At 72.2% G+C, this 24,924-nt stretch carries 24 protein-coding genes; 7 read left to right on the top strand and 17 right to left on the bottom strand.

Annotated elements, in window-relative coordinates; all coding sequences use genetic code 11:
* Positions 1–91: 91 nt before the first annotated feature.
* The 5 genes from ACWD4O_RS26990 to ACWD4O_RS26970 all read right to left on the bottom strand — a co-directional run bounded on the left by ACWD4O_RS26990 (position 92) and on the right by ACWD4O_RS26970 (position 4,583).
* Positions 92–685, bottom strand: a complete 594-nt coding sequence (locus ACWD4O_RS26990) for a hypothetical protein (protein ID WP_451283582.1) — start codon at positions 683–685, stop codon at positions 92–94.
* Between the two features lie 113 nt (positions 686–798).
* Positions 799–2,097, bottom strand: coding sequence for an amidohydrolase family protein (locus ACWD4O_RS26985; RefSeq protein WP_451283581.1), 1,299 nt, complete (start codon positions 2,095–2,097; stop codon positions 799–801).
* Positions 2,098–2,217: 120 nt separating this feature from the next.
* The gene (locus tag ACWD4O_RS26980; RefSeq protein ID WP_450951610.1) at positions 2,218–2,613 is read right to left on the bottom strand and encodes a luciferase domain-containing protein; all 396 of its coding nucleotides are present in this window, start codon (positions 2,611–2,613) and stop codon (positions 2,218–2,220) included.
* Between the two features lie 81 nt (positions 2,614–2,694).
* Positions 2,695–3,486, bottom strand: coding sequence for a TIGR03943 family putative permease subunit (locus tag ACWD4O_RS26975; protein WP_451283578.1), 792 nt, complete (start codon positions 3,484–3,486; stop codon positions 2,695–2,697).
* Positions 3,483–4,583 carry a permease gene (locus tag ACWD4O_RS26970; protein ID WP_451283576.1) on the bottom strand — a complete coding sequence of 367 codons (1,101 nt, stop codon included), beginning with the start codon at positions 4,581–4,583 and terminating at the stop codon, positions 3,483–3,485. Before ACWD4O_RS26970 ends, ACWD4O_RS26975 begins: the two co-directional genes overlap by 4 nt.
* Before the next feature lie 185 nt (positions 4,584–4,768).
* Here ACWD4O_RS26970 and ACWD4O_RS26965 point away from each other — a divergent pair, with 185 nt between their 5' ends.
* Positions 4,769–6,697 (top strand): NAD-binding protein, encoded by a 1,929-nt coding sequence (locus ACWD4O_RS26965; RefSeq protein WP_451283619.1) that lies wholly within the window; start codon positions 4,769–4,771, stop codon positions 6,695–6,697.
* 31 nt (positions 6,698–6,728) lie between these two features.
* Here ACWD4O_RS26965 and ACWD4O_RS26960 read toward each other — a convergent pair whose 3' ends face one another.
* The gene (locus ACWD4O_RS26960) at positions 6,729–8,546 is read right to left on the bottom strand and encodes a prolyl oligopeptidase family serine peptidase (protein WP_451283575.1); all 1,818 of its coding nucleotides are present in this window, start codon (positions 8,544–8,546) and stop codon (positions 6,729–6,731) included.
* 170 nt (positions 8,547–8,716) lie between these two features.
* On the opposite strand from ACWD4O_RS26960, the gene ACWD4O_RS26955 reads away from it, so the two are divergent.
* The gene (locus tag ACWD4O_RS26955; RefSeq protein ID WP_451283618.1) at positions 8,717–9,532 is read left to right on the top strand and encodes an SURF1 family protein; all 816 of its coding nucleotides are present in this window, start codon (positions 8,717–8,719) and stop codon (positions 9,530–9,532) included.
* Here ACWD4O_RS26955 and ACWD4O_RS26950 read toward each other — a convergent pair.
* The 4 genes from ACWD4O_RS26950 to ACWD4O_RS26935 all read right to left on the bottom strand — a co-directional run bounded on the left by ACWD4O_RS26950 (position 9,502) and on the right by ACWD4O_RS26935 (position 14,000).
* Positions 9,502–10,530, bottom strand: coding sequence for a hypothetical protein (locus ACWD4O_RS26950; RefSeq protein WP_451283573.1), 1,029 nt, complete (start codon positions 10,528–10,530; stop codon positions 9,502–9,504). The two genes, ACWD4O_RS26955 and ACWD4O_RS26950, sit on opposite strands and share 31 nt — an antisense overlap.
* A gap of 68 nt (positions 10,531–10,598) precedes the next feature.
* Positions 10,599–11,174, bottom strand: coding sequence for a SigE family RNA polymerase sigma factor (locus tag ACWD4O_RS26945; RefSeq protein ID WP_451283616.1), 576 nt, complete (start codon positions 11,172–11,174; stop codon positions 10,599–10,601).
* Positions 11,175–11,652: 478 nt separating this feature from the next.
* The gene (locus ACWD4O_RS26940) at positions 11,653–12,714 is read right to left on the bottom strand and encodes an aspartate-semialdehyde dehydrogenase (RefSeq protein WP_451283614.1); all 1,062 of its coding nucleotides are present in this window, start codon (positions 12,712–12,714) and stop codon (positions 11,653–11,655) included.
* Positions 12,714–14,000 (bottom strand): aspartate kinase, encoded by a 1,287-nt coding sequence (locus ACWD4O_RS26935; RefSeq protein ID WP_351910334.1) that lies wholly within the window; start codon positions 13,998–14,000, stop codon positions 12,714–12,716. The genes ACWD4O_RS26940 and ACWD4O_RS26935 overlap by 1 nt, the downstream gene beginning before the upstream one ends.
* A gap of 194 nt (positions 14,001–14,194) precedes the next feature.
* On the opposite strand from ACWD4O_RS26935, the gene ACWD4O_RS26930 reads away from it, so the two are divergent.
* Both ACWD4O_RS26930 and ACWD4O_RS26925 read left to right on the top strand, forming a co-directional pair.
* On the top strand, positions 14,195–14,881 hold the full coding sequence (locus tag ACWD4O_RS26930) for a response regulator transcription factor (RefSeq protein ID WP_351910332.1): 687 nt from the start codon (positions 14,195–14,197) through the stop codon (positions 14,879–14,881).
* Positions 14,878–16,230 (top strand): sensor histidine kinase, encoded by a 1,353-nt coding sequence (locus tag ACWD4O_RS26925; RefSeq protein WP_451283570.1) that lies wholly within the window; start codon positions 14,878–14,880, stop codon positions 16,228–16,230. Before ACWD4O_RS26930 ends, ACWD4O_RS26925 begins: the two co-directional genes overlap by 4 nt.
* Here the strand turns inward: ACWD4O_RS26925 and ACWD4O_RS26920 are convergent.
* Both ACWD4O_RS26920 and ACWD4O_RS26915 read right to left on the bottom strand, forming a co-directional pair.
* The gene (locus ACWD4O_RS26920) at positions 16,196–16,693 is read right to left on the bottom strand and encodes an SgcJ/EcaC family oxidoreductase (RefSeq protein WP_451283569.1); all 498 of its coding nucleotides are present in this window, start codon (positions 16,691–16,693) and stop codon (positions 16,196–16,198) included. The two genes, ACWD4O_RS26925 and ACWD4O_RS26920, sit on opposite strands and share 35 nt — an antisense overlap.
* 121 nt (positions 16,694–16,814) lie before the next feature.
* Positions 16,815–17,003 carry a hypothetical protein gene (locus tag ACWD4O_RS26915; RefSeq protein ID WP_351910326.1) on the bottom strand — a complete coding sequence of 63 codons (189 nt, stop codon included), beginning with the start codon at positions 17,001–17,003 and terminating at the stop codon, positions 16,815–16,817.
* A 123-nt stretch (positions 17,004–17,126) separates the two neighbouring features.
* Here ACWD4O_RS26915 and ACWD4O_RS26910 point away from each other — a divergent pair, with 123 nt between their 5' ends.
* Both ACWD4O_RS26910 and ACWD4O_RS26905 read left to right on the top strand, forming a co-directional pair.
* Complete coding sequence (locus ACWD4O_RS26910; RefSeq protein ID WP_451283564.1) at positions 17,127–17,840, top strand: TSUP family transporter; 714 nt, start codon at positions 17,127–17,129, stop codon at positions 17,838–17,840.
* 33 nt (positions 17,841–17,873) lie between these two features.
* Positions 17,874–18,707, top strand: coding sequence for a PhzF family phenazine biosynthesis protein (locus ACWD4O_RS26905; protein ID WP_451283562.1), 834 nt, complete (start codon positions 17,874–17,876; stop codon positions 18,705–18,707).
* 31 nt (positions 18,708–18,738) lie between these two features.
* Here ACWD4O_RS26905 and ACWD4O_RS26900 read toward each other — a convergent pair whose 3' ends face one another.
* The 3 genes from ACWD4O_RS26900 to ACWD4O_RS26890 form a co-directional block, all read right to left on the bottom strand.
* On the bottom strand, positions 18,739–19,401 hold the full coding sequence (locus ACWD4O_RS26900) for a DUF5063 domain-containing protein (protein ID WP_450951599.1): 663 nt from the start codon (positions 19,399–19,401) through the stop codon (positions 18,739–18,741).
* Positions 19,394–19,993, bottom strand: coding sequence for a recombination mediator RecR (recR, locus tag ACWD4O_RS26895; protein ID WP_351910317.1), 600 nt, complete (start codon positions 19,991–19,993; stop codon positions 19,394–19,396). The genes ACWD4O_RS26900 and recR overlap by 8 nt, the downstream gene beginning before the upstream one ends.
* Positions 19,994–20,054: 61 nt before the next feature.
* On the bottom strand, positions 20,055–20,399 hold the full coding sequence (locus ACWD4O_RS26890; RefSeq protein ID WP_451045556.1) for a YbaB/EbfC family nucleoid-associated protein: 345 nt from the start codon (positions 20,397–20,399) through the stop codon (positions 20,055–20,057).
* 256 nt (positions 20,400–20,655) lie between these two features.
* Here ACWD4O_RS26890 and ACWD4O_RS26885 point away from each other — a divergent pair, with 256 nt between their 5' ends.
* A complete protein-coding gene (locus ACWD4O_RS26885) occupies positions 20,656–21,387 on the top strand; it encodes an SLATT domain-containing protein (protein ID WP_398421918.1) in 732 nt (243 codons plus the stop codon).
* Positions 21,388–21,410: 23 nt separating this feature from the next.
* Here ACWD4O_RS26885 and ACWD4O_RS26880 read toward each other — a convergent pair whose 3' ends face one another.
* Together ACWD4O_RS26880 and ACWD4O_RS26875 are read right to left on the bottom strand one after the other, a co-directional pair.
* Entirely contained in the window at positions 21,411–22,952 is a 1,542-nt protein-coding gene (locus tag ACWD4O_RS26880) for a substrate-binding domain-containing protein (protein ID WP_451283559.1), read from the bottom strand.
* Positions 22,953–23,050: 98 nt separating this feature from the next.
* Positions 23,051–24,904, bottom strand: coding sequence for a protein kinase domain-containing protein (locus ACWD4O_RS26875; protein ID WP_451283557.1), 1,854 nt, complete (start codon positions 24,902–24,904; stop codon positions 23,051–23,053).
* Positions 24,905–24,924: the final 20 nt, after the last annotated feature.

The following is a 24,924-nucleotide window of genomic DNA, read 5'->3' as shown; positions in this document are numbered from 1 at the left end:
GCTGGTGCATCCCCCGTCACCAGCGATCGGGCCTTTGTCTGCCTGGGGCCGAAGCGCCGTGGAGGCGCGGGCCGCCCGGGCGCCGGAGTCGCTAGCCGGCGCCACCCGGTCCGGAGCCGGCGGTCTGCCCCAGCCAGTGGGCGACCCGGCGCAGAGTGGTCTCGTCGACATGGTCGACCAGGGCCTGGACGGCCGCCTCGTCGTCCGGGGTGAGGTCGTAGAGGCCTGCCTTGCCCAGGCCCGCCATGAGGACCTGCTGGCGGCGGTCCTCCATGCGTTCCGCGAGCTTGGCGTGGCCCTGGGCGGCGCTCGGGGAGGCGCTCTGGAGGGCGGAGTCGGCGGCGGGTGGCGGCGGGGGTGCGGTCTCCGGCCCTGAGACGGCCTCCGAAACGGCCGGGTCGAAGCGCTCCCACTCCCCTCCCTTCCCGGCCTCCCCGTCTTTCCCAGCCTCCCCGGCCTCGCCGCCCTTCGGGCCCCACAGGGTGACGATCGCCTCGTCGCCCCGGGCCCGTTTGACCTGGGTCATCTCGCCGATCGCGTACAGCACCGGTGTGCGGTCCGGGGAATCGGCGGCCTGCCGCCAGGACGCCGAGGGCGGGTCGTAGAACATCGCCACCCAGCGGGGAGCCCCCGGCGGCTGCGGACTCGGAGAAGGACGGGTCGAACCGGTCGAACGGGTCTCCATGGCGCTCACCCCTTCTGCGTCGGTGCCACCGACGATATCTGACGGACCGTCAGCTATCCAGGGGCGGTGTGCCCGCAACAACCCGCAACAACCCGCAACGAGGGATCGGCGGTCTACTTGGCCGCCGCCGCGATCGCCGCACGCGCCCGGGCCCGGAAGGCCTCCAGCTTGTCCACCGGCTCGATCAGCTGCCGGCTGCGCGGCCGGATGCCGACGTCGTGCCCCGCGGCGGCCCTGCGCAGTGCGCCCACCGTGGCCTGGTCCCTGGGGACATGGCTGAAGGGGTCGAAGGAGTACCAGCGCATCGCGTTCTCGTGGCTCATCTTCGCGATGTCCGAGTCCGGGACGGCGCAGTCCACCAGCACCTCGTGGAGCTGCTCCGGGGCGTCCGGCCACAGGGAGTCGCTGTGCGGGTAGTCGCCCTCCCAGGCGATGTTGTCGATCCCGATGTCGTGCCGGAGCCGGACGCCCAGCTTGTCGGTGATGAAGCAGGTCAGGAAGTGCTCGCGGAAGACCTCGGAGGGCAGCTTGCCGCCGAAGTCCTGGAGGGTCCAGGCCGCGTGCATCTCGAAGGTGCGGTCCACGCGCTCGAGGAAGTACGGGATCCAGCCGGTGCCGCCCTCCGACAGGGCGATCTTCAGATCCGGGAACTCCTTGAGCGTGCGGGACCACAGCAGGTCGGCCGCGGCCTGGACGAGATTGATCGGCTGCAGCGTGATCATGACGTCGGGCGGCGAGTCGACGGCCGGGATGGCCAGGCGGCCCGAGGAACCGATGTGCACGGACAGCACGGTGCCGGTGTCACAGGCCGCCTGCCACACCGGGTTCCAGTACGGGTCGTGGAAGCTCGGGTAGCCGAGCACCGCCGGGTTCTCCGGGAACGTCATCGAGTGGCAGCCCTTGGCGGCGACCCGCCGCATCTCGCCCGCGCACAGTTCGGCGTCCCAGATGGCGGGCAGGGCCATCGGGATGAAGCGCCCGGGGTAGGCACCGCACCACTCGTCGATGTGCCAGTCGTTGTAGGCGCGCACGAGGGCGAGCGAGAAGTCGGAGTCCTCGGTGGCGAACAGCCTGGCCGAGAAGCCGGGGAAGGACGGGAAGTTCATCTGGGCGAGGATCCCGCCGGCGTTCATGTCCTTGACGCGCTCGTGGACGTCGTAGCAGCCGGGCCGGATCTCGTCCATGCCCTGGGGGTCGAGGCCGTACTCCTCCTTGGGCCGCCCGGCCACGGCGTTGAGCGCGGCGTTGCCCACCGTGCTGTCGCGGAACTGCCATACGTCGCTGCCGTCCTCGCGGTGCACGAGGCGCGGGGCGTCGTCGCGGTACCGCTTCGGGAGGTGGTTCACGAAGATGTCCGGCGGCTCGATGATGTGGTCGTCCACGCTGATCAGGATCAGGTCGTCCCGTTCCATGCCGGTTCCTTTCGAGCGTTCGGAGCAATCGAGCAGGAGCCTCTCTGTAAACGTAAATTACATTCTCACCAGAGGAGACTCAACCTCCGGAACGTGACCAACCCTGAGAGAAAAAGGGGTTCAGACGCCGCCGGCGCCGTCGCGGGCGAGCGCCGCTTCCCGGTGGTCGTTGCACACCGGGAGGGGGGCGTCGCCGGCGACCGGGTACCGCTGATGGGCCTGGAGGGCGGCGCTGACCAGCGTCATGAGCAGGTCGATGTCCGTCTCGCACTCCAGATGGACGGTCACCCACGGCGAGCCGGGCAGCAGCCGGATGGCGCTGGAGTGCCGCAGATCCTTCTCGAACCGACGGATCGCCTTGGCGGTGAGATGCAGGTCGACACTCCGGTCGGAGTGGAAGTGCGCGATCTCGACCCCGCCCGAGCGCAACGCCCGACCGGTGCCGCAGCTGGGCCGGCCCTCTGCGAGGTCCGGCCAGATCGCCAGTCGTGTCAAGGCACGCGAGGCCGCCGTCATGACCCCATCATGGGCCGATCACCGCCCGGCCACCAGAGGTTGAGGAAGGCTTAACCGGGCTGTATCGCGGAGAGTTCCCCCCTAGTTGTTCCACGACTCGTCGTAAGGGTCACGGGGTGTCTTGGTCGGTCTGGCCTCGGTGACCTTGATGAAGGGGATCGGGCCGTCGTTGACCGGGTCGCGGGAGGTGCGCGGGGTGTACGTGCCGGTCACGGTCAGCCAGGTGTCCGGTTGGAGGACCGGGGGAATCGCGCCGGTCAGGCCGATCTTGACCGGCTGGGCGTCGGCGGCGCAGCAGTTGAGGGCCATGCGGATCAGGTACGGGGTGCCGTCGTGGTCCAGCGCCACGAATCCGGTGAGTTCGACCTCGCGCCCGGTGATCGTGCGGCCGTGGTCGTACACGGCCCGGCCCGCGTAGTCGACGACGCTGAGGGGCAGCGGGTCCGTGGCGGGGAGGGCGGGGTAGGCGAGGGGCTCCTGCAGGGCCGTGCCGGTGCGGGTCGCGCTGTACGAGCCCAGGGCCGGCGGGGCGACCAGGATCAGCGCCAGGAGGGGGAGGATCAGCAGCCAGGAGACCCGGGGTTCGGGGTGCGGGGCGTGGTCCGGGGCATGCCCCTGACCGTGGTGCGGGGCATGCCCCTGACCGTGGTGCGGGGCATGCCCCTGGTCGTCCGCCTGCCGCTGCTCGCGCTGTGATCTCCTGCGTTCGTACCATGCCGTCGCCAGCGCCGTCAGGATCAGGATCGCGCCCGCCGCCAGCAGCAGGGGGCGCAGGCCCGCCTTGACGTAGCGGAGGTAGAGGTCGGTGGTGCCGGCGTGCAGAAGGGCCGCGCCGAGGAGGAAGAGCACGGCCGCCTGGGACTGTCGGTTCACAGGAGTATCCATCCCGTCAGCAGCGCCGACGTGATCGCCAGCGCGAAGGTCGCCGGGGCGAAGCGCAGGGCGAAGCCCCGGCCGAACGTGCCCGCCTGCATCGCGAACAGCTTGAGGTCGATCATCGGGCCGACCACCAGGAAGGCGAGCCGGGCCGTGAGGGAGAACTGGGTCAGGGAGGCGGCGACGAACGCGTCCGCCTCCGAGCAGATGGAGAGGATCACCGCGAGGACCGCGAGGGTCAGCACGGCGACCGCCGGGTTGTCCGCCGCCGTGCGCAGCCAGCTCTCCGGGGCGACGGCCTTCAGGGTCGCCGCCGCCATCGCGCCCACGACGAGGAAGCCGCCCGCGTGCATCACGTCGTGCCGGACGGAGTCCCAGAACGCGGCCCCCTTCGTCTCGCCCTCGTGCGGCGCGTGCTCCGGCAGCCGCAGCCAGTCCGTGCGGCCCAGCCGTTGCCACAGCCAGCCCATCGCGCACGCCGCGAGCAGGCTGGCCACGAAGCGGGCCAGCACCATCTCCGGGTTGCGGGGGAAGGCGACGGCCGTCGCGGTCAGCACGATCGGGTTGATCGCCGGCGCGGAGAGGAGGAAGGCGAGGGCCGCGGCCGGGGTGACGCCCCGGCGGACCAGGGCGCCGGCCACCGGGACCGACGCGCATTCGCAGCCGGGCAGCACCGCGCCGGCCATCCCCGCGACCGGCACCGCGAGCGCCGGACGGGAGGGGAGCGCGCGGGCGAAGAAGGAGGGGGGCACGTAGACGGCTATCGCCGCCGACAGCAGGACGCCGAGGACGAGGAACGGCAGGGCCTGGACCACCACCGCCACGAACACCGTCGTCCAGCTCTGCATCACCGGGGCGGACAGCGAGCGGCGGATCGGGCCCTGGAACAGCACCAGGAGGAGCAGGACGATGGTCAGGACCAGGGGGGAGGTGAGGCGTCGGGGCTCCTCCGGCGTCCGCCCCTCCGGCGGGGTCCGCCCCTCCGGCGGGGTCCGCCCCTCCGGCGTCCGCTCCCCCGACGGGCGCAACTCCGTCGTGCGCGGGGCCGGCGTGCGCGGGGCCGGCGTGCGCGGGGTCGGCTCGGTGATGGCCACGGGTCGCTCCCTGTCGCCTGTTGATCGCATTCGCTCCCTTTCATACGGAAGTTCCGCGCGGGCTGTTCACATCCTCCGCGTCCTCCACGGTCATCCGTGGAACCTTCCGTCCCGGTGAGGCAGTCTTCTCCCTCGTGGGGAGCGTTCCGAATCAGGGTCAGCCGCCGGGCGCCGCCGGCGCGCACATGGTGGTGTGCGGCGACGACGGCCTGGCGCACCGCCTCGCCGCCGAACTGCGCGGCGTCTACGAGGAACAGGTCACCCTCGTCGTGCCGCCCACCGAGCGAACGGTACGGCCGCCGGTCGTCGGGCGGGCCAGGGCCGTGTCGGCGGCGCTGCTCGACCGCGTGGTGAGCGCCGCCGTCAGCCGGGCCGCGGGCACCGGCACGCCCGTCGCCCCGAGCGAACCCGTCGGCGGACAGCGGACGTTGGAGGCCGTCGAGGCCACCGAGGCCGTGCTCGCCGAGGCGGGCGTGGAGCGGGCCGCCGCGCTGGCGCTGGTGTACGACGACGACGAGACCAACATCCGCGCCGCCCTCACCGCCCGCCGGCTCAACCCCCGGCTGCGGCTCGTCCTGCGGCTGTACAACCGGCGGTTGGGTCAGCACATCGAGGAACTCCTCGACCAGGCCGCCGCGTTGGTCGACGCCGGGTACTCCGGCGGCGAGGCCTCGACCACCGTCCTGTCCGACGCCGACACCGCCGCTCCCGCGCTGGCCGCGACCGCCCTCGCCGGCACCACCAGGGTCGTCCAGACGGACGGGCTGCTGCTGCGCGCCGTCGAACGGCCGCCGCCCGGGCCCGGGGAGACCGGGGAGCCGGGGCGCGCCACGCTCGCGCTGCTGTCCGCGACCGGCAGCGACCCGGCGTTCGCGGACGGTTCCGAGGCCAGCGGCGAGCAGGGGCCGCTGCTGCTGCCCGACGCGGCGGCGGTGCGGGAGGCGGCCGCTTCCGGCAGACGCGGTTCCGTCGTCCTGGAGCAGGTCGCCTACTCCGCCGGGCCCGCGTTGCCCGCCGGGCGGGGGGTCGGGGTCGTCGCGCCGTTCGTCTCGCTGTTCTCGCGGCGGCTGCGGTGGTCGCTGGCCGGGTTGGTGGGCTGTGTGTTCGCGCTGGCGGTGGCGTTGTGGCTGGCGACCGGGATCCATCCGCTGGGGGCGCTGTATCTGACCCTGCTGGATCTGTTCGCCATCAACGACCCGGCGGTCGGGGCCACCACCGAACGGCAGGTCCTTCAACTTCTCTCCGGGCTGGTCGGGTTGCTGCTGCTGCCGGTGCTGCTGGCGGCGGTCCTGGAGGCCCTCGGGACGTTCCGCGGGGCCGGGGCGTTGCGTCGGCCGCCCCGGGGGCTCGGCGGGCATGTGGTGCTGCTCGGGCTGGGGAAGATCGGCACGCGGGTGCTGACCCGGCTGCGTGAGCTGAACATCCCGGTGGTGTGCGTCGAGGCCGGGCCCGAGGCGCGCGGGGTCGCGGTGGCACGGCGTCTGCGGGTGCCGGTGGTGCTGGGGGACGTCACACAGGAGGGGGTGCTGGAGGCCGCGAAGATCCACCGCGCGCACGCGCTGCTCGCGGTGACCAGCTCCGACACGACGAATCTGGAGGCCGCGTTGTACGCGCGGTCGCTGCGGCCCGATCTACGGGTGGTGCTGCGGCTGTACGACGACGACTTCGCGACCGCCGTGTACCGCACCCTGCGGGCCGCGCATCCGCAGGCGCTGACCCGCAGCCGGAGCGTGTCGCATCTCGCGGCGCCGTCGTTCGCCGGGGCGATGATGGGGCGGCAGATCCTGGGGGCGATCCCGGTGGAGCGGCGGGTGCTGCTGTTCGCCGCGCTGGAGGTCGGGGGGCATGCGCAGTTGGAGGGGAAGACGGTCGGGGAGGCGTTCCGGGCGGGGTACTGGCGGGTGTTGGCGCTCGACGCGGGCACCGTCCGGCGCAGGGGCGGCGAGGAGACACCCGGGGAGTCGGGACTCGTGTGGGATCTGCCCGACACGTATGTCCTGCGGGGCGAGGACCGGGTGGTGCTGGCCGCGACCCGGCGGGGGCTGGCGGAGCTGTTGCGGCGTCGGCGGCGCGGGGGTTCGGGAGTCTGGGCCGGACACGGCCCAGGCTCCTGAACCCTCGTTCCTCGGACGGAAGCCGGAGGGGCTACGGCTTGAGGTGGCGTTCCGCGAACTCCAGTTCCAGGCGTACCTGCTTGATCCTCTCGTCCACCACCAGCGAGCCGTGGCCCGCGTCGTACCGGTACACCTCGTGCACCGCGCGCCGCTCCTCCAGGCGCTCCACGTAGTTGTCGATCTGGCGGATCGGGCAACGGGGGTCGTTGACCCCGGCCGAGATGTAGACGGGGGCCCGCACCTTGTCGACGTACGTCAGCGGGGACGAGGCCTCGAAGCGGTCCGGGACCTCCTCGGGGGTGCCGCCGAGGAGCGTGCGGTCCATCGCCTTCAGGGCCTCCATCTCGTCGTGGTAGGCCGTGACGTAGTCGGCGACGGGGACGGCCGCGATGCCCACGGTCCACGCGTCGGGCTGGACGCCGAGGCCGAGGAGGGTGAGGTAGCCGCCCCAGGAGCCGCCGGTGAGGATCAGCCGGGAGGGGTCCGAGAGGCCCGAGCTCACCGCCCATTCCCGTACCGCCTCGATGTCCTCCAGCTCGATGAGGCCCACCCGGTGCTTCAGGGCGTCCGTCCAGGCGCGGCCGTAGCCCGTGGAGCCGCGGTAGTTGACGCGGACCACCGCGTACCCGTGGTCCACCCAGGCGGCCGGGGCGGCGGCGAAGGAGTCGCTGTCGTGCCAGGTCGGGCCGCCGTGGATGTCGAAGACGGTGGGGAGCGGGCCGGTGGCGCCCGCGGGCTTCTGCACCAGGGCGTGGATGCGGCCGCCCGGGCCCTCGACCCACACGTCCTGCACCGGGACCGAGCCCGGGGACTTCATGCCGGGCGGGTCCAGGACCACCTCACCGGTCGTCGAGCGGACCGCCGGCGGCTGCTCCGAGGACGACCACAGGTACTCCACGCTGCCGTCCGGCCGGGCCGTCGCCCCGGAGACCGTGCCCGGCGGGGTCGGGATGCTCTCCAGCTTCCCGCTCGCCAGGTCGTAGCGGAACAGTTCGCTGCGCGCCTCGAAGCTGTGCACGACGAGCAGGCCCGAGCCGTCCGGGTACCACTCGGCGCTGACGTCGCCCGGCAGGTCCAGCAACAGGTCCGTCTGCGAGCCCGTGACCACGTCCCACACCAGGGGCTCCCAGCGGCCGCGGCGCTGGTGGCCGATGAGCAGCCGGGCGTCGCCGTCGACCGGGGCGAAGCCGAGCACCTCCAGTCCCAGTTCCTTCGTGCCGCCCAGGGTGTCGTCCAGCTCGGCGACCGTGGTGCCGTCCGGGCGCAGGACACGCAGCGCGGAGTGCATCGCGTCGCCGTGCTCGGTGTGTTCGACGGCGATCAGCGAGCCGTCGTGGGAGAGGTCGCCCACGCCCGCCGACTCGCGGTGCCGGTACAGCTCGAAGGGGGGTTCGCCGGCCCGCGCCACATGGATCGTGGTGCCCTCGTCGTCCGTCGAGCGGCCGACCACCGCCGTGCGGCCGTCGCGGCCGAGGGCCAGGCCGGCCGGGTAGGAGGGGTCGAGGCCGGGGGTGGCCGGCTCGTTCTCGCCGCCGTCGAAGGGCTGGCGGCGCCAGATGCCGAACTCGTCGCCGTCCTTGTCGTCGAACCACCAGATCCATGCGCCGTCCGGGGAGAGCACGCCGTCCGTCGTGCCGTTGGCCCGGTCGGTCGCCTGGCGCCGGACGCCCGTGGAGCGGTCCCAGGCGTACAGCTCGTACGTTCCCGTCGCGTTGGACACGAACAGGGAGCGGTCCGGCGCGTCCTCCGCCCAGTCGGGCAGCGACACCCTCGGCGCCCGGAAGCGCTTCTCCCAGTCCGGCATGTCCTCGTACTGCTCGGGTGCGGCCGACCCGTTGCTCTCAGTCATGACCCCATACTGCCCGCCCACGCCCCCATTGGGACGCCAAGGCCCCCAGGCTGTGGATAACTTCCCACCACCTTCGCACCGACTTCCCACCGATGAGCCGCACGACCGCCGGCGTCCGGTGCCTCACCCCGCGGGTCGGCGGCCGCCGCCCGCCCCGTACCGTGGGGGGCGTGTACCGGTTCCTGCTGACGCCCCGCTGGTGGGGGATCAACGTCTTCGTGCTGCTGGCCATCCCCTTCTGCCTGTTCATGGGGTCCTGGCAGCTGAGCCGGTTCGAGTCGCGGGTGGACGACCATCGCTACGCGAAGGAACAGGCCGAGTCCGCCCGTACCGACCCCGCGCGACCGCTGGCCGAGCTGCTGCCCGTGGACAAGGCGACCTCCGGCAAGCAGGCCGTCGCCACCGGGCGCTACGGCAAGCAGCTGCTCGTGCCGGACCGGGAGATCGACGGCCGGGACGGCTACTACGTGCTGACCCTGCTGCGCACGGACGGCGGCAAGGCGCTGCCCGTCGTGCGCGGCTGGCTGCCCGGCGCCGCCGACTCCGCGAAGGCCCCGGCGCCGCCCGCCGGCGAGGTCACCGTCACCGGCGCGCTCCAGGCCTCCGAGCAGCCCGGCGACAACGGGGTGAGCGCCCAGGGCGGCCTGCCGACCGGACAGACCGCGGCGATCAGCGCCGCGTCGCTGGTCAACCTGGTGCCGGACGACCTCTACGACGCCTGGGTCACGCTCGACACCGCCGACTCGGGAATGACGACGGTGCCCGCGAAGGCCGCGGCCGACACCGGCCTCGACCTGAAGGCGTTCCAGAACCTGGGCTACACCGGCGAGTGGTTCGTCTTCGCCGGGTTCGTGGTGTTCATGTGGTTCCGGCTGCTGCGCCGCGAGGTGGAGTTCGCGCGCGACGCGGAGCTCGGCATCCTCCCGGAAGCGGACGACGAGAGCGCCGTGGTGGCTCAGGACGAGGCCAGCACGCCCGTCCGGTAGATCGTTCCCGCGCACGCGTCGGACACCGTCGCGCTCTCCGTCGGGGAGCCGCCGTCGGCCGTGTACGTCACCACGACGCTGCCGTCGGCCGTGCCGTCCTCGGTGACCAGCTGGGTCGAGGTGCCGGAGGTGGTCTCGCCGGAGGCGCCGGACTGATCGGTCGGGGTCGGCGAGGGGGAGGCCGTACCGCCGCTGTCGCCGCCGGTGCCGCCGGTGGCGGTGCAGCCCTCGGGCGAGGGCACCCAGGCGAACTTCACCTCGTAGGCGGAGCCCGGGGCGAGCAGGTGCTGGGAGACGTAGAGGGACGGGTCGGGCAGGCCGGCCGCCGCGTCCCCCGAGACGTGTTCCAGCACGGTGATCTTCGTGGCGTCGGCCGCGCCCTGCGCGTCGTACGTCACGGAGGCGGCGCCGCCGACGGTACAGGTGGCGCTGGAGGAGTTCTGGACGCGGAAGGCGCCGTAGACGATGCCCGCCGAGTCGGCGACGTCGACCGTGGGGTCGCCGGCGGTGAGCTGGGCCGCCAGGCAGGCGGCGGCGCTCGCCGCGGACGCGGAGGTGGGGCCGGCGCCGCTGGAGGCGGTACCCGCGGACTCCTTGTCCTGGCCGGGGTCGGTGGCGCCGCCCTTGCCCTGGTCACCGGTCTTGCCGGAGGAGTCGCCGACCTTGCCCGAGGAGCCGCCGTCGGGGTTCTTGCCCTGATCCACGCCTCCCTGCGCCTGTGAGGCCTGGCCGGCGATGGAAGGGTTGGCTTCGGAGCCGCCCGCGTTCGAGACATGGAGCACGGCGGGGACGGCGGTGCCGAGGAAGAGGGCCGCGGCCGCCATGCCGACGGCCGCCTGCCGCTTGCGGGCCCGCCGGACGGGGACGGCCCGGCGCAGATGGTCCAGCGTGCCGTCGCGCGGCTCCATCTCCTGGACGACGTCGTGCAGCATCCGGCGCAGTGCCAGCTCGTCCGAGTCGAGCCCTTCGGGGCCCTGGTCGTCGAGGTGGTGGTTCACGGTTGAGTTCCCAGCGTGCGATTCGTGACTGTCGTGGCTCCGGCTGGAGCCCTGCCCGGCTTCTTCGCTCACGCCTGCGCCTCCATGGCTATGCGCAGGGCGGCGATGCCGCGTGAGCCGTACGCCTTGACCGAGCCCAGCGAGACGCCGAGGGTCTCGGCGACCTGGGCCTCGGTCATGTCCGCGAAGTAGCGCAGCACGAGCACCTCGCGCTGACGGCGCTGCAGGCCCTTCATCGCCTTGATGAGGGAGTCCCGCTCGAGCTGGTCGTAGGCGCCCTCCTCCGCGCTGGCCATGTCCGGCATCGGCTTGGAGAGCAGCTTCAGGCCGAGGATGCGGCGGCGCAGCGCGGAACGGGAGAGGTTGACGACCGTCTGGCGCAGATAGGCCAGGGTCTTCTCCGGGTCGCGGACGCGCTTGCGGGCGGAGTGGACGCGGATGAACGCCTCCTGGACGACGTCCTCGCAGGAGGCGGTGTCGTCGAGGAGGAGGGCGGCGAGGCCGAGGAGCGAGCGGTAGTGGGCCCGGTAGGTCTCGGTGAGGTGATCGACGGTGGTTCCGGCCGCCACGGCTTCTTCGACGCCGTCACGCTGACTGGGGATGCGGGCGGGCCGCGCTGCAGGCATCGGCGCAATCACCGGCATGCCGCCGGACGCGCCGGCCGCACGGGGCCGGAGGGTGCCGCGCGGCGGCCGGAGAGCCGCGCCGCGGGGCGCCACAGTGAGTTCGAGTACCTCTGCCACGCCAGTTGGACACACTTCCCCCCGTGGGGGTTGTACGCGTCCGGCAGCACTTTTGCGTCGACCAAGGTCACGCGCACCCGTCTCATGTGTCCCGCTCTTCCCCTGTATCCCATATGAAGGGCGTCCCCACGCCCCCACACGTCTGCGGTCACCCCCGAGGGGTGACAGCAAAGACGCTCCCCGCCCTGCGCACGGTTGCGTAGAGCGGGGAGGAAAATCTTCGGATGCCAAAGGTGTCCGATACAAGTGTTTCGGACCGTCGACCGGCTCACATTGCTCAGATAATTCTACTGGCCTGCCACGCTCTGGCCAGCACTTTTTCCTGTGGAAGACCCTGTGGAAGACCCTGGGAAGACCCTGGGAAGACGCCGAAGAGCCTTCAGTGCGACAGCTCCGCCGCCACCAGCTCCGCGATCTGGGCCGTGTTCAGCGCGGCCCCCTTGCGCAGATTGTCCCCGCACACGAACAGTTCGAGCGCCGTCGGGTCGTCCAGGGCCCGCCGTACCCGGCCCACCCAGGTCGGGTCGGTGCCGACCACGTCGGCGGGCGTGGGGAACTCCCCCGCCGCCGGATTGTCGAAGAGGACGACCCCGGGCGCCGTCGCGAGGATCTCGCGGGCGCCGTCGACGGTGACCACGTCCTGGAAGCGGGCGTGGACGGTGAGGGAGTGCGTGGTGACCACCGGGACCCGTACGCAGGTCACGGCCACCGGCAGCTTGGGCAGCCCGAGGATCTTGCGGGACTCGTCCCGCACCTTCATCTCCTCCGACGACCAGCCGTCCTCGCGCAGCGACCCGGCCCACGGGACGACGTTCAGCGCGACCGGCTCCGGGAACGGCCCGGTGTTGTCGCCGACGGCCCGCCGCACATCACCCGGGCTGGTGCCCAGCTCGGTGCCGGCGACCAGCGCGATCTGCTGCCGCAGCGTCTCCACCCCGGCCCGCCCGGCCCCGCTCACCGCCTGGTACGAGGAGACCACCAGCTCGCGCAGCCCGTACTCGGCGTGCAGCGCGCCCAGGGCGACGATCATCGACAGGGTCGTGCAGTTGGGGTTGGCGACGATGCCGCGCGGCCGGGTCCGCACCGCGTGCGCATTGACCTCGGGGACGACCAGCGGCACCTGCGGGTCCATCCGGAAGGCGCCGGAGTTGTCCACGACGACCACGCCCTTGGCGGCGGCGATCGGCGCCCACTGCGCGGCGACCTCGTCGGGCACGTCGAACATCGCGACGTCGACCCCGTCGAAGGCCTCCTCCGACAGGGCGACGACCTCGACCTCCTCGCCGCGCACGGCCAGCTTGCGGCCGGCCGAGCGCGCCGAGGCGACAAGCCGTATCTCGCCCCAGACGTCGGCCCGCTGGGACAGGATCCGCAGCATGACCGTGCCGACCGCCCCGGTCGCTCCCACGACCGCGAGCGTCGGTCGGCGCGTCCCCGAGATCAACGCCCGGTGCCCCCGTAGACGACCGCTTCGTCGCTGTCGGAGTCCAGCCCGAAGGCGCTGTGCACGGCGCGCACGGCCTCGTTGACGTCGTCGGCGCGGGTCACGACCGAGATGCGGATCTCGGAGGTCGAGATGAGCTCGATGTTGACGCCCGCGTCGGCCAGGGCCTTGAAGAAGTCGGCCGTGACGCCCGGGTTGGTCTTCATCCCGGCGCCGACCAGGGAGATCTTGCCGATCTGGTCGTCGTAGCGCAGCGAGTCGAAGCCGATGCCGGACTTGTTCTTCTCCAGGGCGTCGATGGCCTTGCGGCCCTCGGCCTTGGGGAGGGTGAAGGAGATGTCCGTCAGACCGGTGGACGCGGCGGACACGTTCTGCACGATCATGTCGATGTTGATCTCGGCGTCGGCGATCGTGCGGAAGATCACGGCGGCCTCGCCCGGCTTGTCCGGCACGCCGACGACCGTGACCTTGGCCTCGGAGGTGTCGTGCGCGACACCGGAGATGATGGCCTGCTCCACCGGCTTGTCCCCTTGCTGAATCTGTCGGGTCGGCTCACTGCTGACCCAGGTGCCCTGGAGCCCGCTGAAGCTGGACCGGACATGGATCGGGATGTTGTAGCGGCGGGCGTACTCCACACAGCGGTGGAGCAGGACCTTGGAGCCGGAGGCCGCGAGCTCCAGCATGTCCTCGAAGGAGATCCAGTCGATCTTCTTCGCCTTCTTCACCACGCGCGGGTCGGCGGTGAACACGCCGTCCACGTCGGTGTAGATCTCGCAGACCTCGGCGTCGAGCGCGGCGGCCAGGGCGACGGCCGTCGTGTCCGATCCGCCGCGGCCCAGCGTGGTGATGTCCTTCTTGTCCTGGCTGACACCCTGGAACCCGGCGACGATGGCGATGTTGCCCTCGTCCAGCGCGGTCCGGATGCGGCCCGGCGTGACATCGATGATCCGCGCTTTGTTGTGGACCGAGTCGGTGATGACGCCTGCCTGGCTGCCGGTGAACGACTGGGCGCTGTGGCCCAGGTTCTTGATCGCCATCGCCAGCAGGGCCATGGAGATCCGCTCCCCGGCGGTCAGCAGCATGTCGAATTCCCGGCCGCTGGGCATCGGTGACACCTGCTCGGCGAGATCGATCAGCTCGTCCGTCGTGTCGCCCATCGCGGAAACGACGACGACCACCTGGTGGCCGTTCTTCTTCGCTTCCACGATCCGCTTGGCGACGCGCTTGATGCCCTCGGCATCGGCTACGGAGGAACCTCCGTACTTCTGCACGACAAGGCCCACGTGCGCTCCTCGCTCAGTTTGTCTCTTTCCGCACATACGCCCTTGTACTGCGGTCGGCTCAGTCTAACGAGCGCCCGCATTCCACCCCCCGAGTACCGCATCGTGAGATGTGCTGGACGCCCGCTCGGGATCTCCCTTCCCACTGAACCGGAAGTGATAGCTGTGAATTAAGTTTCAAGCACTATCGTGCGCTTGTGCACGTACTCCTGGTGGAAGACGACGAGCCGGTCGCCGAGTCGCTGAGGCGCGGACTGAAGCGCTACGGCTTCGAGGTCGACTGGGTCACCACGGGGGCCGCCGCCCTCGCCCACGCAGACCCCTACGACGTCGTGCTCCTGGACCTCGGCCTGCCCGACACCGACGGCCTCGACGTCTGCAAGGCCCTGCGCGAGCGCGGCAGCGTGCCGATCATCGTGATCAGCGCCCGCAGCGACGAGACGGACCGGGTGGTCGGCCTGGAGCTGGGCGCCGACGACTACGTGTCCAAGCCGTTCGGGGTGCGGGAGGTCATCGCCCGGATACGGGCCGTGATGCGGCGCGTGCAGCCGCCGCTCGCCGCCGCGGAGAGCGGCGCGGACCGCTACGGGACCCGGCTGACCATCGACCGCAAGGCCGCCCGCGTCCACGTCGACGGCCAGGAGATCGCGCTCGCGCCCAAGGAGTACGACCTGCTGTCGTTCCTCACCGAGGAGCCGGGCGCGCTGATGTCGCGCGAACAGATCATGGAAGCGGTCTGGGACGCGAACTGGTTCGGGCCGACCAAGACGCTGGACGTGCACGTCGCGGCGCTGCGCCGGAAGTTCGCCGGCGTGATCACGATCGAGGCGGTGCGGGGCGTCGGCTTCCGCCTGGAGATCGTCAAACGGGCCGAGCCCACATGAACCGGCAGCTCATCCAGAGCTACATCCTGCTCGTCGCCGTCGCCATCCTGCTGTTCACCGTGCCGGTGGCCTTCACGCTCACCAAGCAGCTGCGGGACGACACCGAGCTGTCCGTCCAGCGCGAGGCCAACACCATGGCGCTGCTGCTGGGCAACGGCGACGCCATCTCGTGCGAGGCGCTGACCGAGGTGGCCAAGGCGTACGGCGACCGCAACCCCGGCGAAGTGCAGGTGACCCCCACCGACCGCTGCGTCCCGGACCTGCCGAGGCCCACCGCCGACGCGGCGCTGACCCGGGCCGTGCAGCGCAACGACCCGACGACCGACTGGGGCTCGGACTTCATCTGGGGCGAGCGTCTGACGATCACCGTGCCCGCCCAGGGGGACGCGGCCGTACGGATCGTCTACTCGACCTCGGACATGACCAGACGGCTGTGGCAGATCTGGGGCTTCCGGGCCGGGCTCGCCGTGTTCGTCCTGGCGGCGGCGGCCGCGATCGGCGCGGTCGTCGCCCGCCGCATCACCCGCCCGCTGCGCCAGCTCAACGACATGGCGACCAAGTTCAGCGACGGCGACCTGACCGCCCGCACCCCGGTGACGGGCCCCCCGGAGACCCAGACCCTGGCCCGCACCCTCAACGCGGCGGGCGAGCGCCTCGACACCCTGATCGCCTCGCAGCGCATCTTCGTCGCGGACGCCTCCCACCAACTGCGCACCCCGCTCACGGCGCTGCGCCTCTCCCTGGACAACATCGCGGACGGCGTCGACGACGAGTTCGTCCGGGAGGACGTGGAGCAGGCGACCGCCGAGGTGGTGCGGATGAGCCGCCTGGTCAACGGGCTGCTCGTGCTGGCGCGGGCCGAGGCCAAGGTCACCGCGGCGGAGCCGTTGTCGCTGTACGACATCGTGGCCGAACGCCTCTCGGTGTGGAGACCGGCCGCCGACGAGCGCGGAGTCACCATCGCGCTCAGGGGGAGTGCCGACGACCGGCCGTCCGTGCTGGCCAGCCCCGGTCATCTGGACCAGGTGCTGGACAACGTGCTCTCGAACGCCCTGGAGGTGTCACCGGACGGCGCGACGATCACCGTCCGGGCGGTGTCGAAGGGCGACAAGGTGGTGCTGTCGGTCCTCGACGAGGGTCCGGGCATGTCGGACGCGGAGAAGTCCCGCGCCTTCGACCGCTTCTGGCGCGGTCAGGGCCTCACCGGGCGCTCCGGTTCCGGTCTCGGCCTCGCCGTCGTCAAACAGCTGGTGACGGACGACGGCGGGACGGTGACCCTCACGGACGCTCCCGGGGGCGGGCTGTGCGTGGCGATCAGCCTTCGGGCATCACCGAGGAGTGGTGGTTGACGATCTTCCACTCGCCGTTCCGCTTCTCCCACTCGTAGGTGTAGCGGGCCTTGACGACGCTCTTCTTGCCGGTGTCGTGGTCGGTCAGCGTGAACTGGTAGAGGCCGGCGTCCAGCACCGAGTCGGAGTCCAGGACGTTGATGTGGGTCTCGATCTTCTTGCCGACCGGCTTGTTCGCCAGGAAGTGCTCGAAGTAGTCGATCAGACCGGCGCGGTCGGTGCGCGGCTTGTTGGACAGGGTGGGCAGCAGGACCGAGTCGTCGGCGTAGAGGTCGGCGACCTTCTCCGGGTCACCGGTCCGGATCGCCGCGTTCCAGGTGTCGAAGAGGGCGGCGACCTGCTTCTTGGAGGGCTTCGAGGGCTTGCCGTCGCCTGCCGCACTGACCCCGACCGTCACCGTGGCGGCGGTGACGACGGCGGTGGCGGTGACGAGGGCGGCGCGTATGCGGGTCTTGCGGGTCATCGCAACTCCTGTGCGGCTTGTGCCTGTTGGGATGACTCAAGACTCGCGTCCGGCCGGTTAGGGCCCGTGCAGCCGCCGTACAGGGGACGTACAACGCCCCTCCAATTCCTCCGGCGGACCCTCAGGCGGACGGCTGCCTGCCCCGGTCCCGGACCAGGCTGACGCCGGCCCCGAGGGAGACGACCCCCATGCCGACGGCCGTCAGCACGCCCTGCGATCCGTCGACCACGAAGGGGGCGGCGGCGGCGACCACGAGGTTGAAGAGGAAGAGGAACCACAGAACGGGGCGGGAGGAGAGCAGGGACTTCATGGCGTCGCGTTCCTTAGCGTCGGAAAGTTTCGGCGGGTTTCGCCGGCGAGATCAACGATCCCGTCTCCGACCTGCGCAAACGAGGGAGCGCACTCCCGATCCGAGGGTGTAGACAGGTACACCATGACGTTGCTGGCGGGGATCGTGCTGCTGGGCTCGTGCGTGCAGTGGCTGACCGGGATGGGCTTCGCGCTGGTGGCCGTGCCGGCGCTGATCCTGCTGCTGGGCCCCTCCGAGGGCGTCGTGCTGGCGAACTGCGCGGCGGGCGCGATCAGCGTGGTGGGCCTGGCGGGCGGCTGGCGCCGGGTGCGCCCGGCCGCGATGGTCCCGCTGTGCGCGGCGGCCGCCTGCACGGTCCCCGCCGGAACCTGGGTGACCCGCCGACTCCCCGAGCCCGCCCTGCTGTTGGGCATGGGCCTACTGGTGACCGCTGCGGTCCTGCTGATCATGCGGGGCGCCCGCGTCCCCGCGCTGCGCGGCACCCGGGGCGCGCTCGTGGCCGGCGCCGCGGGCGGCTTCATGAACTCGGCGGCGGGCGTCGGCGGCCCCCCGGTCTCCCTGTACGCCGTCAACGCGGGTTGGACGGTACGGGAGTTCGTGCCGAACGCGCAGTTCTACGGCGTCGTCGTGAACGCCTTCTCGGTGGCCGCGAACGGGGTGCCGAGACTGGCCGCTCCCCAGTGGGCGTCGGTGGCGGTGGCGATGACCGCAGGCGCGCTGATCGGCCACGCGCTCGCGGGCCGGCTGCCCGAGAAGCGGGCCCGACTGCTGGTGCTGGGACTGGCGTTGGCGGGCGGGCTGACGGCGATGGCCAAGGGGCTCACCGCGATCGTGTGAGCGCCTTTGAGCGCCCTGCGCTACGGTCGCCGGATGGACGTTCTGCGCTATGTCGCCTTCTCCACCGACCCGGCCGGGGGCAACCCCGCGGGGGTGGTGCTCGACGCCTCCGGCGTCGACGACGCGACCATGCTGGCCACCGCGGCGGAGCTCGGCTACTCGGAGACGGCGTTCGTGGTGCCGTCCGACGACGGTCTCGCCGTCCGGTACTTCAGCCCGCTCGCCGAGGTGCCGTTCTGCGGCCACGCGACGATCGCCACGGCCGTCGCCCACGCCGACCGGTACGGCGCCGGGGCGCTGAGCCTGCGCACCGGCGTGGGCGTCGTCCCCGTCACCACGGCGGTGACCGACGACGGGACCACGGTGGCGACCCTGGTGAGCGTCCCGCCGCGCACGGCGGCCCTCCCGGAGGCGGAGCTGGCCGAGCTGCTGTCGGCGCTGCGCTGGTCCGCCGACGAGCTCGACCCGGCGCTGCCGCCCCGCGCCGCCTACGCGGGCGCCTGGCATCCGGTGATCGCCGCGGCCGGCCGGGGCCGGCTGGCCGACCTCGACTACGACCTGCCCGCACTCACCGCGCTCATGGCCCGGCACGCCTGGACCACGGTCGACCTGGTCTGGCGGGAGTCCCCGACGGTCTTCCACGCCCGCAACCCGTTCCCGCCCGGCGGGGTCGTCGAGGACCCGGCCACCGGCGCGGCGGCCGCGGCCTTCGGCGGCTACCTCAGGGAACTCGAACTCGTCGCCGCCCCGGCGACCTTGACGATCCGCCAGGGCGAGGACATGGGCCGCCCGAGCGTCATCACGGTGACCGTGCCCGACGGGCGGGACACCGGCATCGCGGTCACGGGCGCGGCCGTGCCGATCTGACGCGGGGAGGGGCCGGGAGCGGGGAGCAGGCTCAGTTGGCCGGGCGTACGCCGAGGCGCTCGCCGATCTCCTCCGCCATCACCCGGCCCGCCTCGAACTCGAGGGTCTCGTCGCCGAGCGGGCTCTGGTCGGTGTCGAGGCCGTCCAGCTCCTCCAGGGGCTGGTTCAGGCGCACGTGCGCGAGCACCGAGTGCAGGGCGCGCAGGGTCGCCGAGGCCGTGGAGCCCCAGTTGGAGAAGTAGGAGAACTGCCACCACCACAGGGCCTCGGTGGTGCGGCCCGCGCGGTAGTGGACCATGCCGTGGCGCAGATCGGCGATGACGTCGGCGAGGTCGTCGGAGATCCGGGCCGGCACGGGCGCCTTGCGCGGCTCGTACGGGTCGAAGACCTCCGAGTAGACGTCCACCGGCTCCAGCAGGCGGGCCAGGTTCTCCCGGAGTTCGTCCGCGTCCGGCTCGAAGCCCGGGTCGGGCTCGTAGCGCTCGTCCGGGAGGATGTCCTCGTGGGCGCCCAGGCGGCCGCCGGCCAGGAGCAGCTGGGAGACCTCCAGGAGGAGGAAGGGGACCGCCGAGCCCGGCTCGTCGCCCTTCGCCACCTCCGTGACGGCTACCAGGAAGCTCTCGACCTGGTCCGCGATCTGGACCGCGAAGTCGTCCGGGCTCAGGCCGGTCGCGTGCAGCGTGGCGTCAGACATCTAGGAGTCGTCTCCCCTCGAAGGCGCGGCCGAGGGTGACCTCGTCCGCGTATTCCAGGTCGCCACCCACCGGGAGGCCGCTGGCCAGGCGGGTGACCTTCAGGCCCATGGGCTTGATCATGCGGGCGAGGTAGGTGGCGGTCGCCTCGCCCTCCAGGTTGGGATCGGTGGCCAGGATCAGCTCCGTGACCGAACCGTCGGCCAACCGCGCGAGAAGTTCTCGTATACGCAGGTCGTCGGGACCGACTCCCTCGATGGGGCTGATCGCGCCGCCGAGGACGTGGTACCGGCCGCGGAACTCGCGCGTGCGCTCGACCGCGACGACGTCCTTCGGCTCCTCCACGACGCAGATGACGGAAGGGTCCCGGCGGGCGTCACGGCAGATGCCGCACAGTTCCTCCTGCGCCACGTTGCCGCAGGTCGCACAGAAGCGGACCTTCGCCTTGACCTCCATCAGGCACTGCGCGAGCCGCCGTACGTCCGTCGGTTCCGCCTGCAGGATGTGGAAGGCGATCCGCTGCGCGCTCTTGGGACCGACGCCGGGCAGCCGCCCGAGCTCGTCGATGAGGTCCTGGACCACGCCTTCGTACAACGGACTGCCGTCCTTCCTGAGGGTTCCTTGCAGTACGTACGGTAGTTGGCCGGGGCCGGTCTTAGAAAGGCAGTCCCGGGATACCGCTGCCGCCGCCCAGGCCCTGGGCCAGCGGGCCGAGCTTCTGCTGCTGGAGCGTCTGCGCGTTCTCGTTGGCCGCGTGGACGGCCGCGACGATCAGGTCGGCCAGGGTCTCGGTGTCATCGGGGTCCACCGCCTTCGGGTCGATCTGCAGGGCGCGCAGTTCGCCGGATCCGGTCACCGTGGCCTTGACCAGGCCGCCGCCCGCCTGTCCGTCGACCTCCGTGTTCGCCAGCTCCTCCTGGGCACGGGCCAGGTCCTGCTGCATCTTCTGGGCCTGCTGAAGCAGCTGCTGCATATTGGGCTGGCCGCCACCGGGAATCACGAATCGGCTCCTGTCTGCCTTCTTGTCGCTGTCTGCCACTGAGCCTACGTGCTCCATGAGCCCGTCGCCCTGTCACTCTTTCGAGTGAGCCACTTCGCTGTCCTATACCTGATCAAGGCATCATTCCGGGCGGAAAAGCAGCGAAAGCTGCCTCTTCGCCACCCATTGGGCGGTAGTAAGGGTCCGGCACATCAGCATCACGCGTTACGCGGAGTGACCGAGTCAGTAGGGAGTGCGGGTGGGTCAGCAGCCGGAGATGCAGCCCGAGGGTCCGCCTCAGGACGGGCGGGGCGAGGGCGCGGCCGGGCTGCGGCCGGGCGACCTGACCGGGCGGGCGTTCCCGCTCGGGGACTGGGGCGAGCCCGCCGAGCGGCTCGACGAGCTGTACCGGTGGGTGGAGCGCGGGGCGCTGGAGACCGCCGCCTGGTACCTCGCCGACCGGGTGTGGAAGCGGCGCGGCGCGCGCGTGCTGCGCACCGGGGCGGCGGCGGGTGCGGTGTGCGCGGCCGCGCTGCCGTTGCTGGACCTCACCCGGGTGCTGGGCGGGGTGGCCCCCTGGGGGTATCTGGCGCTGCTGCTGGCGGTGGCCTGTGTGGCGGTGGACCGGTTCTTCGGGGTGACGTCCGGCTGGATAAGGGACGTGGCCACCGCGCAGGCCGTGCAGCGCCGGCTCCAGGTGCTCCAGTTCGACTGGGCGTCGGAGAGCGTCCGGGAGGTGCTGGGCCCGGCCGACGGCACGGCGAGCGAGGCGGCCGAGCGGTGCCTGGCGGTGCTGCGGCGGTTCTCGGAGGACGTCACCGACCTGGTGCGCACGGAGACGGCCGACTGGATGGTGGAGTTCCGGACCGGGCCCGCGCCCATGGGGATCCAGGCGGCGGTCGCCTCCGGCGGACGCTCGGACGGTTCCGGATCGGGCCGTTTCCCGATGCCCCCCGGAGTGAACGCCCGCCCGAACATGCCCAGGCAGCGGCCGCCGGAGCCCCGCTGACCCCCGCCGCCTGCGCCCACCCGTCACGAGCGCGCCTCGTCGGCGCACAGCCGTAGTCCCTCCGGCGTCCAGCACGGCACGTGGCCGTGGGTGCGGATCACGTCCTGGCCGTTGCCCCGGGTGAGATAGGTCAGGAAGCTGGAGGCCAGGGAGTCGGCCGGGGGGCGGCCGTAGGTGTAGGCGTACTCGATCTCGCGGTACGGGTAGGCGCTCGTGCCGTGTTCGATGGCGTCCACGGAGGGCGTCTCGCCGTCGAGGTCGACCGGGTGCAGTCCCTTGGCGTCGTCGGCCAGGTTGAGCTCGCTGTAGCCGATCGCGCCCGGGGTGGCGGCGACCGTCGACAGCACCTGGTCGGTGGAGTCGAGCTCGCAGCGCACGACGGGGGCCGTCGGGTCGTCCTTGTGGAGGCAGTCGACGGACGAGTTCGCGATCTCGCCGCGGCCGCCCAGCACCCGCCGCTGGAACACCTGCCGGGTCCCGGAGTTGGCGTCCCGGCTGACCAGGGTCACCGCCAGGTGCGGCCCTCCCACCTCGTCCCAGTTGGCGATCTCCCCGCGGTACAGCCGCCGCACGTCGGCCGTCGAGAGGTTCTTCAGCGTCACGTCGTCATGGACGACCAGCGCGAACACGGACACCGCGACGCGGTTCTCGCTCAGCTCGTCGACCCCGGCCGGCCTGGGGCCGTCGGAGAGGGCGACGACCGGCGGCGAGCCCTTCTTCTGCGCGGCGCCGGCGGCGACGAGTTCGCGGATGCCGGCCGTCGAGCCGTGCGGGTCCACGGTGAGGTGCGCGCCCTCGCAGTCGCGTTCGTACTTGGCCGCCGCCTCCCGGATCACCGGGGCGAACGCGGTCGAGCCGGTGACCGTGAGCGTGCCGCGCGCGCAGCCGATCGGCGGCGGGTCGTCCCGGACGACGACGATCGCCGCGAGGGTGACCACGCAGACGGTGAGCAGGATGGAGATCAGCCGGGACGCCCGGCTGAACAGGGGCGGGGTGTCGTCCGGGGTCGCGCTCCGGTTGGGGTGCACCTCGCCGTCGCGCAGCCCGCCGTAGAGCCGGATCCCGCGGCCCACATCGCCGCCGGACAGCAGCACCAGCAGCTTGAAGTGGTCGCGGGGGTTGAGCGGGACGCGCGGGATGCGCAGGGTGTCGCCGTCGTAGCCGAAGCCGCGCTCCGCGATGAAGTGGTCCATCAGGTGGCCGAACTCGGTCGGCTGGGTGACCGACACCCCGCGGATGGTGCGGTCGGTGAACACGGCGGTCAGGCCGTGGAGTTCGGGGCCGGTGTAGTCGTCGCGGGCGATGCCCTGCGAGCCGTCGTTCTCGATGCGCAGCAGGACGAGCGTCGCGTCCGACATGCCCGGCGCCTCGTCGAAGAGGCCGAGCCGGCGGTTGGGCCGGCCGGATCTGACGTCGTCGCCCACCGGGTTGTCCATCTGCACGCGGTAGCCGACCCGCTTGCGACGCGGTGTCCGGCGCTCGAACCAGACCATGATCCCGGACGCGACGATGCCGACGAAGGCCGTACCCACGGCCACGATGTTCTCGGCGTTCAGCCAGTCCACTGTGGGTGCCCCCGCAACTCCCGACAGTCGGTCGTGAGTTCACCGTACGGGCGTTCCGATGCGGAGATCGGCGAGGTCGTCGGACGTTCGCGGAACGTTCATCCGCGGCTGTACGTCAGCTTCTCCCCCGTGCCGGTGTTGACGCGTTGCAGTCGGCCGTCGGCGAGCAGGGTGACCTCCGAGGCTGCGCCGGGGCTGCACGAGGAGAGGGGCTCGCCGGCGGTGACCTTGGAGGGGCCGATCTTCAACGGGCCCTCGCCGCCGGGCCGCCCGGACAGGTCGGCGCTGAACTCGCAGTGGTAGGCGTCCCCGTCGGCCACGAGCACGAGCACCGCGTCGCCGACCTGGCCCTGCGAGATGGTCAGCCGACGGGTGTTCGTACCGCTCTCGTTCTCGATGGTGGTCGTCCAGGCGCCGAGGTAGCGCGCCGGGACCACACCGTCCGTCGGGGAGGCGGAGGCGGACGTGGAGGGCGAGGCGGACGCGGACCCGGACCCGCCCGGGGTGGGCAGCTCCGAGGCCTTCGGCGAGGAGGACGTCGAGGCGCCGGACGCCGGGTTCGCGGTGGTGTCGTCGTCGCCGTTCATGAACGCGTACACCGAGCCGCCGGCGGCGATCGCGACCACCAGGGCGACCAGGACCAGCAGGGCGGTCGCCCGGCCGCTGCGGCGCTGCGGCTCCTCGGGGTCGACCGGACCGGCGGGTCCGGCGGGCCCCCCGTACGGGTCGTAGGGCGGGGTGGCGCCCGCCGCGTACGGGTTGTAGGGCGGCGGCCCGCCCGACGGCTGGTGCGGGTAGCCGTAGCCCGGGGCCGGGGCCGCAACCGGATGCGGCCGGGGGTGGCCGTACGCCGGGTGGGCCGGGCCGGCGTCCGCGCCCGGCCCGGGCGGCTGCGCCGGGATGCGGTCGAATCCGGCGACCAGCGTGGGGCGGTGGTCCGGCGCGAGCGCGTCGCCGCGCGGGCCGGAGTGCTCCGGCGCGGCCTCGTGGGAGGCCGCCGGGTACCCGGCGGGGTAGCGCTCCGCGCCCTCGGGGTCCTCCACCTCCAGCAGCCGCACGGCGTGCCGGCCGAGTTGGGCCACCAGGGTGCCGGGCAGCCAGGGGTCTCGGGAGCGGCCGTCGGAGACGGTGTCGTCGACGCCCGTCAGCTCCAGGACCCGGTCGAGGGAGGGGCGGGCGGCCGGGTCCTTGCGCAGGCATGCGCGGACCAGGTCGGCGATGCCCTCGGGGACGCCCGACAGCTCGGGCTCCTCCTCCGCGATGCGGAACATCAGGGCGTGCACCCCGCTGTCGGCGGAGCCGAAGGGCAGGGCGCCGGTGGCGGCGTAGGCGATGACCGAGCCGAGGCAGAAGACATCGCTGGCCGGGGTGACTCCGTCGCCGCGCAGCTGCTCGGGGGCCATGAAGCCGGGCGAGCCGACCACCGCGCCGGCCTGGGTCAGCGGTCCCTCGCCGGTGACGCTCTCCAGGGCCCGCGCGACGCCGAAGTCGATCACCCGGGGTCCCTCGATGGTGACCATCACATTGGACGGCTTGAGGTCGCGGTGGACGATCCCGGCCGCGTGGATGTTGGTGAGCGCGTGCGCGAGCCCGGCGGCGAGGATGCGCACCGACCGCTCGGGCAGCGGGCCGTGGTCCTGGCTCACCACCTGCTGGAGGCTCGGCCCGGCGACATATCCGGTGGCGACCCAGGGCACGGCGGCCTCGGTGTCGGCGTCCAGGACGGGCGCGGTCCAGAAACCGCCGACCCGCTGCGCGTTGCGCACCTCCTGCCGGAACCGCGCCCGGAACTCCTCGCGCGCGGCCAGCTCCCGCCGGACCAGCTTCACGGCGACCGTCCGCCCCCGGTCCGAGCGGGCGAGGTAGACCTGTCCCATGCCGCCCGCCCCCAGTCGCGCGAGCAGCCGGTAGCCGCCGATGCGCTGCGGGTCCTCCGGGCCCAGCTTCTCCATCGCAGCGCCGCCTTTCCCGC

It is taken from the genome of Streptomyces sp. NPDC002623 (genome assembly GCF_053592635.1).
This window is presented reverse-complemented; position numbering and strand designations above follow the sequence as displayed.

Excerpts from the sequence above, each read along its gene's own strand:
- ACWD4O_RS26990 (WP_451283582.1), bottom strand. The coding sequence starts at position 685 with ATGGAGACCCGTTCGACCGGTTCGACCCGTCCTTCTCCGAGTCCGCAG.
- ACWD4O_RS26985 (WP_451283581.1), bottom strand. The coding sequence starts at position 2,097 with ATGGAACGGGACGACCTGATCCTGATCAGCGTGGACGACCACATCATC.
- ACWD4O_RS26980 (WP_450951610.1), bottom strand. The coding sequence starts at position 2,613 with ATGACGGCGGCCTCGCGTGCCTTGACACGACTGGCGATCTGGCCGGAC.
- ACWD4O_RS26965 (WP_451283619.1), top strand. The coding sequence starts at position 4,769 with ATGGTGGTGTGCGGCGACGACGGCCTGGCGCACCGCCTCGCCGCCGAA.
- ACWD4O_RS26960 (WP_451283575.1), bottom strand. The coding sequence starts at position 8,546 with ATGACTGAGAGCAACGGGTCGGCCGCACCCGAGCAGTACGAGGACATG.
- ACWD4O_RS26945 (WP_451283616.1), bottom strand. The coding sequence starts at position 11,174 with ATGCCGGTGATTGCGCCGATGCCTGCAGCGCGGCCCGCCCGCATCCCC.
- ACWD4O_RS26925 (WP_451283570.1), top strand. The coding sequence starts at position 14,878 with ATGAACCGGCAGCTCATCCAGAGCTACATCCTGCTCGTCGCCGTCGCC.
- ACWD4O_RS26920 (WP_451283569.1), bottom strand. The coding sequence starts at position 16,693 with ATGACCCGCAAGACCCGCATACGCGCCGCCCTCGTCACCGCCACCGCC.
- ACWD4O_RS26915 (WP_351910326.1), bottom strand. The coding sequence starts at position 17,003 with ATGAAGTCCCTGCTCTCCTCCCGCCCCGTTCTGTGGTTCCTCTTCCTC.
- ACWD4O_RS26910 (WP_451283564.1), top strand. The coding sequence starts at position 17,127 with ATGACGTTGCTGGCGGGGATCGTGCTGCTGGGCTCGTGCGTGCAGTGG.
- ACWD4O_RS26905 (WP_451283562.1), top strand. The coding sequence starts at position 17,874 with ATGGACGTTCTGCGCTATGTCGCCTTCTCCACCGACCCGGCCGGGGGC.
- ACWD4O_RS26900 (WP_450951599.1), bottom strand. The coding sequence starts at position 19,401 with ATGTCTGACGCCACGCTGCACGCGACCGGCCTGAGCCCGGACGACTTC.
- ACWD4O_RS26885 (WP_398421918.1), top strand. The coding sequence starts at position 20,656 with ATGCAGCCCGAGGGTCCGCCTCAGGACGGGCGGGGCGAGGGCGCGGCC.
- ACWD4O_RS26875 (WP_451283557.1), bottom strand. The coding sequence starts at position 24,904 with ATGGAGAAGCTGGGCCCGGAGGACCCGCAGCGCATCGGCGGCTACCGG.